Below are 11,929 nucleotides of genomic sequence, written 5' to 3' on the forward strand. Positions count from 1 at the left end.
CATTGGCCACCGTCGAAGGGACTCGACGATGCACTCCGTACGAAGCCGATTCCGCCTGCGAGCAGCCGCCGTCGCGGCGGCTCTGGGCGCCCTGCTCCTGGCTCCGCTGCCCACCGCCCCGCAGGCGGAGGCGGCCGCCAGCCTCACGAACGCCGGGTTCGAGAGCGATGCCACCGGGACCGCCACGCCCGCCGGCTGGTCCACCTACTCGGCCGCCGGCCAGAACGCCGCCTCGTTCGCCGAGGCCGGGGGCCACGGCGGGAGCTACCGCCTCAGCCACTGGTCGGCGTCCGCGTACAAGGTCGAGACGTACCAGTACCTCTCCGGGCTCGCCGACGGCACGTACACGCTCAGCGCGTGGGTCCGCTCCGGCGGCGGGCAGAACGCCGCCTACCTGGCCCTGCGCAACTGCGGCTCCGCCGAGCAGCGCACCGACCTGCCGGTGACGTCCAACGGCGCCTGGATACGGCTCGTCACCTCCGTCACCGTCACCGGCGGCGCCTGCACCGTCAGCGTCAACTCCGATGCCAACGCCGGGAACTGGCTCAACGTCGACGACCTGACCTTCACCTCCGGCACGACCGGTCTCGCGGTCAAGGGCGTCGACCTGTCGGCCCTCAAGAAGAGCGAGGACCTCGGCGGGACCTACCGCACCGCCGCCGGCGTCACCGGTGACCCGGTCGCGATCCTGAAGAACGCGGGCGCCAACTACGGCCGCCTCAAGGTGTGGGTGAACCCGGCGGACGGCTACAACAACAAGGCGCGTGTCCTCGCCACCGCCCAGAGGATCAAGGCGCAGGGCATGAAGCTCCTCGTCGACTTCCACTACTCGGACAGCTGGGCCGACCCGGGCGCCCAGAGCAAGCCCGCGGCCTGGGCCGGCCACTCGTACTCCCAGCTGACCACGGACGTCTACAACCACACGTTCGACGTCCTCAACGCCCTCAAGGCGCAGGGCACCACGGCCGACATGGTGCAGATCGGCAACGAGATCAACACCGGCATGCTCTGGCCCGAGGGCTCGACGTCCAACTGGTCGCAGCTCGGCGGGCTGCTCAAGTCCGGTATCTCGGCGGCCAAGGCGGTGTCGTCGAGCACGCAGATCGCGCTGCACCTCGCGAACGGCGGCGACAACGCCCTCTACCGGACGTGGTTCGACAACGCGACCGCGCAGGGCGTGAGTTACGACGTCATCGCCTTCTCCTTCTACGGCTACTGGCACGGCGCTCTCTCCGCGCTCCAGGCCAACCTGGACGACATCTCCGCCCGTTACGGCAAGAAGGTCATGGTCGCGGAGACCGCCTACCCGTTCCGCCTCGACAGCGAGGACGGCCACGAGAACATCATCGACCTGTCGAGCGAGCTGGTCTCCGGTTACCCGGCGAGCAGCGCCGGCCAGTCGGCCTGGCTGCGGGACGTCATGAACGTCGTCGAGGCCGTGCCGAACGGCCGGGGTCTCGGGGTCGTCTACTGGGAGCCGGCCTGGACCGCCGTCACCGGCAACGGCTGGGACCCGACCGACTCCGCCTCCGGCAACGGCTGGGAGAACCAGGCCCTGTTCGACTACGACAGCAAGCTGCTCCCGGCGGCGAGCTGGTTCGCGCACCGCTGACGGACAACCAGACGAAGGGGCGGGCTCGTTCACGAGCCCGCCCCTTCCGCATGCCGCTCTCCTACCACTCGGCGAGCGAGCCGTCGTCCCGTCGCCATGCAGGGTTCCGCCAGCGGTGGCCGACCTCGGCGGCCCGCTCGACCGCCTTCTCGTCGACCTCGATGCCGAGCCCCGGCCCGGTCGGCAGGGCCACGTGCCCGTCCTCGTACCGGAAGACCGTCGGGTCCACGAGGTAGTCGAGCAGGTCGGAGCCGGTGTTGTAGTGGATGCCGAGGCTCTGCTCCTGGATCAGCAGGTTCGGCGCGGCGAAGCCGACCTGGAGGCAGGAGGCGAGCGCGATCGGCCCCAGCGGGCAGTGCGGGGCGAGGGAGACGTCGTACGCCTCCGCCATCGCGGCGATCCTGCGCACCTCCGAGATGCCGCCCGCGTGCGAGAGGTCCGGCTGCGCGACCGCGATGCCCTGGTCGAGAACCTTCTTGAAGTCCCAGCGGGAGTAAAGGCGTTCGCCCGTCGCGATGGGGATGGAGGTGGACCGCACGATGTCGCCGATGTGGTCGCTCATCTCCGGGACGACCGGCTCCTCCACGAAGAAGGGCAGGTACGGCTCCAGGAGCGGCAGGACCCGGCGGGCCATCGGCGCGGTGAGGCGGCCGTGGAAGTCGATCGCGATGTCGAAGTCGTCGCCGACGGCCTCGCGGATGGAGGCGACCCGGTCGACGATGCCGTGGACGGCCGCCGGGGTGTCGATGAGCCGCAGCTGCGCCGAGGCGTTCATCTTGATCGCGGTGAAGCCCTCGTTCTTCCGTGCCAGCGCCTCCGAGGCGACCTCGTCGGGCCGGTCGCCGCCGATCCAGCTGTAGACCCGGGCGCGGTCGCGGACGTTGCCGCCGAGGAGCTGCCACACGGGGACGCCGAGGGCCTTGCCCGTGATGTCCCAGAGGGCCTGGTCGATGCCGGCGACGGCGCTGGAGAGGACCGGGCCGCCGCGGTAGAAGCCGCCCTTGGTGAGGACCTGCCAGTGATCCTCGATCTTCATCGGGTCCTGGCCGATCAGGTAGTCGGAGAGCTCCTCGACGGCGGCGGCGACGGTGTGCGCGCGGCCCTCGACGACGGGCTCGCCCCAGCCCGTGATGCCCTCGTCTGTCTCGACGCGCAGGAAGCACCAGCGCGGGGCGACGAGGTACGTACGCAGGGAGGTGATCTTCACTTGGAGTCCTTCTTCACGGTCCAGCCGCCGTCGACGACCAGGTTCGTTCCGGTGATGTAGGAGGCGTCGGCGGAGGCGAGGAAGGCGACGGCGGACGCCACCTCCTCGGGTCGGCCGAGCCGGGCGAGCGCGGTGGCGTCGGCGGAGATCCGCCGTCCTTCCTCGTCGACGTCGTTCCACACGTCGGTGAGGATCGGCCCGGGCAGGACGGAGTTGAAGCGCACGTCCGGGCCGTACTCGACGGCGAACTGGCGTACCAGGGCGCACATTCCGCCCTTCGCGGCGGCGTAGGCGGGGTAGCCGGGCAGGCCGAAGTCGGCGTGGACGCTGGAGGTGGCGACGATGCTGCCGCCCTCGGCGCGCAGGTCGTCGAGGAAGGTGCGGGTGGCGAGGTAGAGGGCCCGCAGGTTGACCGCCATCTCCCGGTCCCAGACGGCGACGGGGAGTTCGTGGGCGGCGGCCGTGGTGTGGGTGAAGGCGTTGCTGTGGAGGATGCCCACCGGCCCGAAGCGGGCGTGGGCCTCCTCGCGCAGCGCCGTCCAGTCCTCCTCGGAGGAGACGTCGCAGCGTACGTAGGCGGCTCGGCCGCCGGCGGCGCGGATCGCCGCGGCGACGGCCTCGCCCGCCTCGTCGGCGATGTCGGAGACGAGGACCGAGGCGCCCTCGGCGGCGAGTCGGGCGGCGCTCGCGGCGCCGATGCCCGAGGCCGCGCCGGTGACGACGGCGGTCCGTCCGGAGAAACGGTTCATAGTGGTGGGTTCCTGTGCTGTGGCGGTACGGGGACGGGGTACGGAGCGGACTCGGGCGCGCTCAGCGGCTGATGTCCTGCGCGTCGAGCAGACCGAGTTCGGCGCGGCGCGGGAGGCCCTCCCAGTCGCCGGGGACGGAGACGGCGAAGGCGCCGCAGAGCGCGGCGAGTCGGAGGCGTTCCGCGGCCGGGGCGTCGTCGAGGACGGCGGCGAGGTAGCCGGAGACGAAGGCGTCGCCCGCGCCGACGGGGTCGACCGCGGTGACGGGTACGGCCTGTCGGACGTGGAGCTCGTCGTCGACGACGGCGAGGGCCCCGGCGGCGCCGAGCTTGAGCACGGCCTGTGACGGGCCGAGCCGGGTGAGGGCGCGGGCCATCCGCTCCGGCTCGTCCTCGGGGACCTCGGGCACGAAGAGGGAGGCCTCCTCGGGGCCGGCGAAGACGATGTCGGCGTGCGGGAGGAGGCGGGCGAGGGCGTCGGCGGCCTCGGCGCGGCTCCAGAGGAGTTCGCGGTGGTTGACGTCGAAGGAGACGGTGACGCCGGCGGCGCGGGCGAGCGCGACGGCGTGCTCGACGGCGGCACGGGCGGTGGGGCTCAACGCCGGGGTGATGCCGGTGACATGGAGGATCCGGGCGCCGGAGATCCGGGCCTCGTCCAGGTCCTCGGGGGCGAGCCGGGAGCCGGCGAGTCCGGCGCGGTAGTAGGTGACGCGGAGCCGGTCGGCGGTGCGCCGTTCGCGGAGCATCAGGCCGGTGGGTGCCGCCGGGTCCGTACGGGCGCCGGAGACGTCGACGCCTTCGGCGCGGAGTCCGGCGAGGACCATCGCGCCCGCCGCGTCCTCCCCGACACGGCCGGTCCAGGCGGAGCTGTGGCCGAGGCGGCTGACGCCGATGGCGACGGTCGCCTCGGCGCCCGCCCAGCCGAGGCGCAGGGGCGCTCCGGTGGCGAGCGGCCCGGGTGAGGTGGCGGCGGCGACCGCCATGACCTCGCCGAGGGTGACGAGTTCGGGCCCCGGTGGTGTCATCGGCGTATCCCGTCGAGGAAGGCGGCCGCGCGCTCGGCGAGGGCCGCCAGGGAGCCGCCCTCGCAGGCGTCCCCGACGAGGGGGCCGCCCACGCCCAGGGCGGCGGCGCCGGCGGCGAGGTAGGCGGGGGCGTCGGCGGCTCCGATGCCGCCGGTCGGGACGAGGGGGATGTCGGGCAGCGGGGCGCGTACGGCGCGGAGGTACTCCGGTCCGCCGGTCGCGGCGGGGAAGAGCTTCACCATCGTGGCGCCGGCCCGCCAGGCGGTGAGGATCTCGGTGGGGGTGTACGCGCCGGGGAGCACGGGGACGTCCAGGCGGACGGCTTCGGCGATGACCTCGGTGGAGGTGGTCGGGGTGATGAGGTAGGTGGCTCCGGCCTCGACGGCGGCCTGGGCCTCGGCGGGCGTGGTCACCGTGCCCGCGCCGAGTGCGAGCCCGGGCGGGGCGTCGGCGGCGTACTCGCGGAGCGCGTCGAGGACTCCGGGTGTGGTGAGGGTGAACTCGGCGGCCCGGACGCCGGAGGCCCGGAGCGTGTCGGTGACCTCGGCGAAGCGGGTGGCGGAGGTGGAGCGGAGGATCGCGACGACGGGGGCGGCGGCCAGCGCGGCGCGCAGCCCTGCGTGGGCGGCGCCGGGGGTGGCGTCGTGGTGTGGGGTGGTCATGGTGCGGTGCTTCCTTGCGGGTCGGGGCGCGTTCCGCCGGGGGCGGCGTACCGGGTCAGCGGTCGGCGTACAGGTTCGTGGGCAGGCCCGTGGTGCCGGGGCGGCAGGCGAAGAGGCGGCCGGCGTCGGGCTCGGCGCGCAGTCGTTCCTCGTCGAGGCCCTCGGTCGCCGTGGTGATGACGAGGACGTCGAGGGCCGGACCGGCGAAGGCGCAGCTCGTCACGTGCGAGGCGGGCACCTCCACGCGCGCGTGGAGGGTGCCGTCTTCCGTGAAGGCGAGGACTTCGCCGCCTCCCCACACCGCGACCCAGACGCGTCCCGCGCTGTCGACGGTGAGTCCGTCGGGGACGCCCCGGTCGAGGACGGCGAAGGGGCGCCGGTCGCTCAGGGCGCCGCTCTCCGGGTCGTAGGCGAAGACGTCGACGCGGCCGGTCAGGCTGTCCGCGTAGTAGAGGCGACTGCCGTCGGGGCTCCAGCCCAGGCCGTTCGAGATGGTGACGGAGTCGAGCAGGGTGACGAGTCCGTCGTCGTCGAGGCGGTAGAGGGCGCCCGCGCCGGGGGTCTCGTCGTACGCCATGGTTCCGGCGAGGAGCCGGCCGGCGGGGTCGACGGCGGCGTCGTTCATGCGGCGCGGCAGGCCGTCGTCGGGGAGGACGGGCGCGGCGAGCTCGACGGCCTCGGCGACCGGGCGGCCTTCGTCCAGGCGGAGGACGGAGGTGCCCGCGGCGGCGAGGAGGGCTCCGGAGGCGCAGAGGGCGACGGCGCCGACGGGTCGGTCGAGGCGGAGGGTGACGACGGGTGCCAGGTCGGGGCCCTCGGCTCCGTCGGTGAGGGCGGCTCGGTGCACGAGCCCTTCCGGGATGTCGACCCAGAGCATCTCCTGGCGCCGGTCGTCCCAGAGGGGACCTTCCGTCAGGCGTCCGGGCAGGGGGGAGCAGGGCACGGCCCTGAGGTGCAGCATCTGTCCTCCTCGGTTGGCTCCTCAAAAACTAGGGCTTCGTCTAACGGTTGTAAATAACCCGTCCCCCGCTTCTTCCAACCCTTCGAATAACATCCTCGGGACAGCGTGGCCGATCGGAGGACAGCACAGATGATCAAGCGGACGTCGCAGGACATCCGACGCCTCAACCGCTTCGAGGTCCTGCGGCGCGTCTACGCGGGCCCGGGCGCGATGAGCCGTCAGGACATCGCGACGGCGACCGGGCTCTCCTTCGCCACCGTCGCCAACCTCACCGCCGAGCTCCTGGAGGCCGGGGTGCTCGTCGAGGCGGGCCACGAGGACTCCAGCGGCGGCCGGCCCCGGGCGCGCCTCGCCGTGAACGCCGAGCGGGGCGCGCTGATCGGCGTCGACATCGCCGAGACCTCGGTGCACGCCGAGCTCTTCGACCTGGCCCTGGAGGTCCGGCACTCCGTGGAGCGCCCGCTCCCGCCGGGTGACGTCCGGCCCTCCGACGTCGTCGACGTCCTCGCCGGCTGTGTGGAGGAGCTGCTGAGCGTCTCCGGGGTGCCGCGCGAGCGGGTGCTCGGGGCCGGGGTCAGCGTGCCGGGCATGGTGGAGCGCGAGGGTGGCGTCTCGTCGTTCTCGCCGTACTGGTCCTGGCACGAGGTGCCCCTGCGCGCCCTGCTCGACGAGCGCCTCGGGCTGCCCCTGTGGCTCGACAACCCGCTGCGGGCCAGTACGGTCGCCGAGCTGTGGTTCGGCGCCGGGCGCGAGGTCGACGACCTGGTGGTGCTCACGCTGAGGGCCGGTGTCGGCGCCGGGATCGCGATCGACGGGCAGCTGTACCGGGGCTTCACCAACAGCGCGGGCGAGTGGGGCCACACCTGCCTCGCGCTCGACGGCCGCCTGTGCACCTGCGGCAACCGGGGCTGTGTGGAGGCGTACGTGAGCACCCGGGGGATCGCGCGGACCTGGCGCGAGCTCGCGCCCGGCGACGAGCGGGCGACGGGCGAGGACGACGCGGCCGTGGTCGCGGCCCTGGCGCGCGCGGCGGCGGAGCAGGACCCGACGGCCGCCGCCGTCATCGACAGGACCGGCCGCTACCTGGGCGCGGCGGTGGCCAACCTCGTCAACCTCTTCAACCCCCGGGTGCTCGTCCTCGGCAATCAGGTCGTCGACCTGCTCGGGGAGCGCCTCCTGACCGCCACGTACGAGGCGGTGACGCGGCACGCCCTGCCACTGCCGCACCGGGCCGCGACCCTGCGACGGAGCACGGTCGCGCACAACGCGGTGACGCGGGGGGCCGCCACCTTCGCCCTTGAGGGCTTCCTCAACGACCGGGAGGTCTTCGGACCGGTCAGCCGGACGCGTCAGCCCCGGGAGCGCCGCGACGGCCGCCGCTCCGGGTCCGCCGATGCGAAGGCCTGACGGACACCGGCCCGCACCTGACGGACAGCGGCCCGCGCCTGGCGCGCACCGGCTCTCAGCGGCGCACGCCCCGGTGTCCGAGCCGTGCCGAGAGCTCGTCGGCGCCCTTCGCGGCGAGGGCGGTGAGTTCGTTCTCCCGGTCCTCGCTCCAGCGGTGGACCGGGACCGAGACGGACAGCGCCGCGACGACCCGGCCGGTCCGGTCCCGTACGGGCGCGGCGACGCAGCTGACGTCGGGGTTGGACTCCTGGAGTTCGACGGCGACGCCGAGGATCCGGATCTCGGCGAGCGCGGCCCGCAGCGCGTCCGGGTCGCTGAGGCTGCTCGGCGTCATCGTCTCCAACGGCCCTTCTTCGAGCCGCTCTTCGAGGCGCGCTTCGAGCTCGGCCGCGGGGAGGGAGGCGAGGAGCATCTTGCCGACGGCGGTGCAGTGGGCGGGCAGGCGGCGGCCGGTCGCGGAGACCATCCGCACCGCGTGCGTCGAGTCGACCTTGGCGATGTAGATGACGTCCATGTCCTCCAGGAGGGCCACGTGGACGGTCTCGCCGCAGGTGTCGGCCACCTCGCGGGCGACCTGGTGGCCTTCGGCCGCGAGGTCGAGCTGTTCCGCGTACCGGCTGCCGAGCTGGTACGTGCGGACGCCGAGCCGGTAGCGGCCGGGCTGCTCCGGCACCTGGACGAGGTAGTTGCGGGCGGTCAGGGTGGCGACCAGCTCGTGCGTGGTCGTGCGCGGCAGCTGGAGCCTGCGGGTGATCTCGGGCGCGGACAGCGTCCCGTCGCCCTGGAGGAAGAGCTCCAGTATGTCGAATGCCCTGGTCACCGCCGGAACGAGTCGTCCCACGAGGCCCACCCCACCCTCTGCTCGTGCGCGATTCCGAGCGGCGTCCCCGTGGACGCGCTCCCATTGACACGTCGGCGGGCCGCTGCCTACGGTCTCGCCGATCCACCGAACACTATTCGATATCTCGAACATCACGCCAGCGCCCCCGGGGAGCAACCACCGTGCGCATCACGGGAATCACCACGCATGTCGTCGGAACGCCCTGGCGCGATCTGACCTACGTCCTGGTCCACACCGACGAGGGCCTGACCGGTGTCGGCGAGACCCGGATGCTCGGGCACACCGATGCCCTGATCGGCTACCTCCGCGAGGCGGAGGCGAACCACATCGCCGGCTCCGACCCGTTCGCGGTCGAGGATCTCGTACGCCGCATGAAGTACGGCGATTTCGGACGGGCCGGTGAGATCGTGATGTCGGGCATCGCCGTCGTCGAGATGGCGTGCTGGGACATCAAGGGCAAGGCGCTCGGCGTGCCCGTGTGGCAGCTGCTCGGCGGGCAGGTGACCGACCGCGTCCCGGCGTACGCGAACGGCTGGTACACCACCGAGCGCACCCCGGAGGCCTATCACGCGGCGGCCCGTGCGGTCGTGGCCCGCGGCTACCGGGCGCTGAAGATCGACCCGTTCGGCAACGGCCGGTTCGAGCTGGACGCCGAGCGGTCGCGGGACGCGGTCGCGCTCATCGAGGCCGTACGGGACGCGATCGGGCCGGACACCGAGCTGATGGTGGAGATGCACGGCCGGTTCTCCCCCGCGACGGCGGTCCGGCTCGCCCGCGAACTGGCACCGTTCCGGCCCGCGTGGCTGGAGGAGCCGGTGCCGCCGGAGAATCTCAAGGCCCTGCGGAAAGTGGCCGACAAGGTCGACCTGCCGATCGCGACCGGGGAGCGGATCCACGACCGGATCGAGTTCCGGGAGCTGTTCGAGTCACAGGCAGCCGACATCATCCAGCCGGACGTCGGGCACATCGGCGGCATCCTGGAGGCCCGGAAGCTCGCCGCCACCGCCGAGACCCACTACGTGCTCGTCGCCCCGCACAACGTCGGGGGCTCGGTCCTCACCGCCGCCTCCCTCCAACTCGCCGCCTGCACCCCGAACTTCAAGATCCTGGAGCACTTCAACGACTTCGCGGACGCCGAGATCACGAAGGTGGTGCACGGGGCCCCGGAGGTCGATCCGGAGACGGGCTGCTTCGCCGTCTCGCACGCGCCGGGCCTCGGTGTCGAGCTGGACGTGGACGCGGCGGCCGAATTCCCGCAGCAGCGCGCCCGGTTCGACCTGTGGGCCGAGGGCTGGGAGAAGAGGCGGCCCCGATGAGCGGCCGACCGGCACACGGACCGGCCCGTCGGAGCCGCGCGATCGTCGTCGACGCACCGGGCGAACACCGTCTGGTCGAACGGGAGGTGCCCGAGCCGGGACCGGGCGAGGTCCGGGTACGGGTCGCCGCCGCCGGGATCTGCCTGAGCGACCGCGAGCTGTACGACGGTCACCGCGCCCCCGGCTACGTCCGCTATCCGGTGGTCCCCGGGCACGAGTGGTCCGGCACCGTGGAGGCCGTCGGCGCCGGGGTCGACCCCGCGCTCGCGGGCCGGCCGTGCGTCGCCGAGGGCTTCCGGTCCTGCGGCACGTGCGAGCGGTGCCGTTACGGGGACACCAGCCTCTGCACGGCCGGGTACGCGGAGACCGGCTTCACCGAGCCGGGCGCCTTCGCCGACCACCTGGTGATCCCCGCACGCCTGCTTCACCCGCTCCCCCACGGCGTGGACCTGCGGGCCGCGGCGCTCCTCGAACCCGCCGCCGTCGTCGCGGCGGCGGTACGGGCCGGGCGGCCGCGCCCGGGCGAGCGGATCGCCGTCGTCGGCGCCGGGACGCTCGGCCTGCTCGCCGTCCAGTGGCTCGCCGCCTCCTCCCCCGCCGAGCTCGCCGTCGTCGACCCCCGTACGGAACGGGCCGCGCAGGCCCTGGCCTTCGGCGCAGGCCGGGCCCTCTCCCCGGCGGAGGCGGACGACGTGTCCGGGCGCTACGACCTGGTCGTGGAGACCGCCGGGGCGCCCACGACGGCCGCGTCCTCCTGCCTGCTCGCTCGGCGGGGCGGCCGGGTGGTGCTGACCGGCATGTTCGCGGCGGGCGCCACCGGCATCGACCCGGTCCGTCTCTCGGTGAGCCAGCTGGAACTCCGCTCCGTCTTCGGCGCCTCCTCCGCCGCCTGGGCGGACGCGGTACGCGCCTTCTCGGCCGGACTGCTCGACCCGGCACCGCTCGTCACCCACACGTTCCCGCTGGAGCGGTTCGACGGGGCGCTCGCCCTGGTGGGCGGCGGCGCCCCCGGGACCGGAAAGGTCCTCCTGCGCCCCTGAGCGCTCCTTCCTCGTACGCACCTCGTCCGACCTCCCGAACAGAGGATCCCGATGACCACGCGCCCGGCACCCCGACGTCCCGGCGGCGACGCGCTCCGCCGCATCGGCCACCCCGTACCGGCGGACGACCTCGCCGACGCCTCCCCGCACGCCTTCCCCGACGGCGGCCTCTGGCGCACCGAACTCCCCTCCGTCGAGGGCCCCGAGGCGCTCGGTGTCGTGCTCGCCGAGAGCGCGCGGCTCGACGTCCCCGTGCACCGGGTCAGCCAGGGCAGCGGCGTCTGGATGCTCACCGACGCCGAGATCACCGAGATGGTCGACGCCTGCGCCGAACGCTCCGTCGAGCTCTGCCTGTTCACCGGCCCGCGCGGCACGTGGGACACCGGGGCGGCCACGCGGACCGACTCCGGCGGTGCCGGGCTCCGCGCCCGGGGTCACGACGCGCTCGCCGGATGTGTCGAAGACGCGCTGCGTGCGGCCGACTTGGGCGTGCGGTGTCTGCTCGTCGCCGACGAGGGCGTCCTGTGGACCCTGCACCGGCTGCGTGCTGAAGGGGTGTTGCCGAGCGACACCACCTTCAAGGTGTCCGCGCTGATCGGCCCGGTCAATCCCGCGGCCTTCGCCGTCCACGAGCGGCTCGGCGCCGACTCGCTCAACGTGCCCTCCGATCTGACCCTCGCGCACCTCACGGAGATCCGGCGGGTCAGCAGGGCGCCGATGGACCTGTACGTCGAGGCCCCGGACGACCTCGGTGGGTACGTCCGGATGTACGAGGCGGCCGAGTTGATCCGGCGGGGCGCACCGCTGTACCTGAAGTTCGGGCTGAGCCGGGCGGCCGGGATCTACCCCTACGGAGCGCACCTGCGGGACCAGGCTCTCGCCACCGCCCGCGAGCGGGTCCGGCGTGGACGGCTCGTCCTCGACCTGCTCGCCCGCCTGGGGGCGGACGGCGGGATGTCCCCGCTCGGCTCTCGGCATCCGGGCGAGCTCCGGCGCTTCCCGGTCACCGACGAGGCCGACTCTTCCACGCCCGCCGTCGAAGCGCTTCGATCTTCCTGACCTTGCACTCTGGACACGTCAGCACGGTCACGTTACGGTCTCGCTGGGTCG

Annotated in this window: 11 protein-coding genes; 5 read left to right on the forward strand and 6 right to left on the reverse strand. The window is 73.4% G+C overall.

Annotated elements, in window-relative coordinates; translation table 11 throughout:
• Window positions 1–28: 28 nt before the first annotated feature.
• Window positions 29–1,612 carry a glycosyl hydrolase 53 family protein gene (locus OG357_RS04700; protein WP_329619913.1) on the forward strand — a complete coding sequence of 528 codons (1,584 nt, stop codon included), beginning with the start codon at window positions 29–31 and terminating at the stop codon, window positions 1,610–1,612.
• A 61-nt stretch (window positions 1,613–1,673) separates the two neighbouring features.
• On the opposite strand, the gene dgoD is transcribed toward OG357_RS04700, so the two are convergent.
• The 5 genes from dgoD to OG357_RS04725 form a co-directional block, all read right to left on the reverse strand.
• Entirely contained in the window at window positions 1,674–2,819 is a 1,146-nt protein-coding gene (gene dgoD / locus OG357_RS04705) for a galactonate dehydratase (RefSeq protein WP_329619914.1), read from the reverse strand.
• Window positions 2,816–3,568: an SDR family NAD(P)-dependent oxidoreductase gene (locus OG357_RS04710; protein WP_329619915.1), complete on the reverse strand. Its 753-nt coding sequence runs from the start codon at window positions 3,566–3,568 to the stop codon at window positions 2,816–2,818. Before OG357_RS04710 ends, dgoD begins: the two co-directional genes overlap by 4 nt.
• A gap of 61 nt (window positions 3,569–3,629) precedes the next feature.
• Complete coding sequence (locus OG357_RS04715; protein WP_329619916.1) at window positions 3,630–4,592, reverse strand: sugar kinase; 963 nt, start codon at window positions 4,590–4,592, stop codon at window positions 3,630–3,632.
• On the reverse strand, window positions 4,589–5,254 hold the full coding sequence (locus tag OG357_RS04720) for a bifunctional 4-hydroxy-2-oxoglutarate aldolase/2-dehydro-3-deoxy-phosphogluconate aldolase (protein WP_329619917.1): 666 nt from the start codon (window positions 5,252–5,254) through the stop codon (window positions 4,589–4,591). The genes OG357_RS04715 and OG357_RS04720 overlap by 4 nt, the downstream gene beginning before the upstream one ends.
• A gap of 55 nt (window positions 5,255–5,309) precedes the next feature.
• Complete coding sequence (locus OG357_RS04725; protein ID WP_329619918.1) at window positions 5,310–6,215, reverse strand: SMP-30/gluconolactonase/LRE family protein; 906 nt, start codon at window positions 6,213–6,215, stop codon at window positions 5,310–5,312.
• A 129-nt stretch (window positions 6,216–6,344) separates the two neighbouring features.
• Between OG357_RS04725 and OG357_RS04730 the strand changes: the two genes are divergently transcribed.
• A complete protein-coding gene (locus OG357_RS04730) occupies window positions 6,345–7,622 on the forward strand; it encodes an ROK family protein (RefSeq protein WP_329619919.1) in 1,278 nt (425 codons plus the stop codon).
• Between the two features lie 55 nt (window positions 7,623–7,677).
• On the opposite strand, the gene OG357_RS04735 is transcribed toward OG357_RS04730, so the two are convergent.
• Window positions 7,678–8,463: an IclR family transcriptional regulator gene (locus OG357_RS04735; RefSeq protein ID WP_329619920.1), complete on the reverse strand. Its 786-nt coding sequence runs from the start codon at window positions 8,461–8,463 to the stop codon at window positions 7,678–7,680.
• A gap of 161 nt (window positions 8,464–8,624) precedes the next feature.
• On the opposite strand from OG357_RS04735, the gene OG357_RS04740 reads away from it, so the two are divergent.
• Genes OG357_RS04740 through OG357_RS04750 form a run of 3 tightly spaced genes read left to right on the forward strand, consistent with a single transcriptional unit; the run spans window position 8,625 to window position 11,878 of the window.
• Window positions 8,625–9,779 carry a mandelate racemase/muconate lactonizing enzyme family protein gene (locus tag OG357_RS04740; RefSeq protein ID WP_329619921.1) on the forward strand — a complete coding sequence of 385 codons (1,155 nt, stop codon included), beginning with the start codon at window positions 8,625–8,627 and terminating at the stop codon, window positions 9,777–9,779.
• Window positions 9,776–10,819 carry a zinc-dependent alcohol dehydrogenase gene (locus OG357_RS04745; RefSeq protein ID WP_329619922.1) on the forward strand — a complete coding sequence of 348 codons (1,044 nt, stop codon included), beginning with the start codon at window positions 9,776–9,778 and terminating at the stop codon, window positions 10,817–10,819. Before OG357_RS04740 ends, OG357_RS04745 begins: the two co-directional genes overlap by 4 nt.
• 51 nt (window positions 10,820–10,870) lie before the next feature.
• Entirely contained in the window at window positions 10,871–11,878 is a 1,008-nt protein-coding gene (locus OG357_RS04750) for a hypothetical protein (RefSeq protein WP_329619923.1), read from the forward strand.
• Window positions 11,879–11,929 lie beyond the last annotated feature (51 nt).

This window comes from Streptomyces sp. NBC_01255 (assembly GCF_036226445.1).
In the GTDB taxonomy this organism is placed as follows: domain Bacteria; phylum Actinomycetota; class Actinomycetes; order Streptomycetales; family Streptomycetaceae; genus Streptomyces.

Bases quoted from the DNA above. Each gene is read 5' to 3' on its own strand.
- OG357_RS04700 (WP_329619913.1), top strand. From the start codon at position 29: ATGCACTCCGTACGAAGCCGATTCCGCCTGCGAGCAGCCGCCGTCGCG.
- OG357_RS04710 (WP_329619915.1), bottom strand. From the start codon at position 3,568: ATGAACCGTTTCTCCGGACGGACCGCCGTCGTCACCGGCGCGGCCTCG.
- OG357_RS04715 (WP_329619916.1), bottom strand. From the start codon at position 4,592: ATGACACCACCGGGGCCCGAACTCGTCACCCTCGGCGAGGTCATGGCG.
- OG357_RS04720 (WP_329619917.1), bottom strand. From the start codon at position 5,254: ATGACCACCCCACACCACGACGCCACCCCCGGCGCCGCCCACGCAGGG.
- OG357_RS04725 (WP_329619918.1), bottom strand. From the start codon at position 6,215: ATGCTGCACCTCAGGGCCGTGCCCTGCTCCCCCCTGCCCGGACGCCTG.
- OG357_RS04730 (WP_329619919.1), top strand. From the start codon at position 6,345: ATGATCAAGCGGACGTCGCAGGACATCCGACGCCTCAACCGCTTCGAG.
- OG357_RS04745 (WP_329619922.1), top strand. From the start codon at position 9,776: ATGAGCGGCCGACCGGCACACGGACCGGCCCGTCGGAGCCGCGCGATC.
- OG357_RS04750 (WP_329619923.1), top strand. From the start codon at position 10,871: ATGACCACGCGCCCGGCACCCCGACGTCCCGGCGGCGACGCGCTCCGC.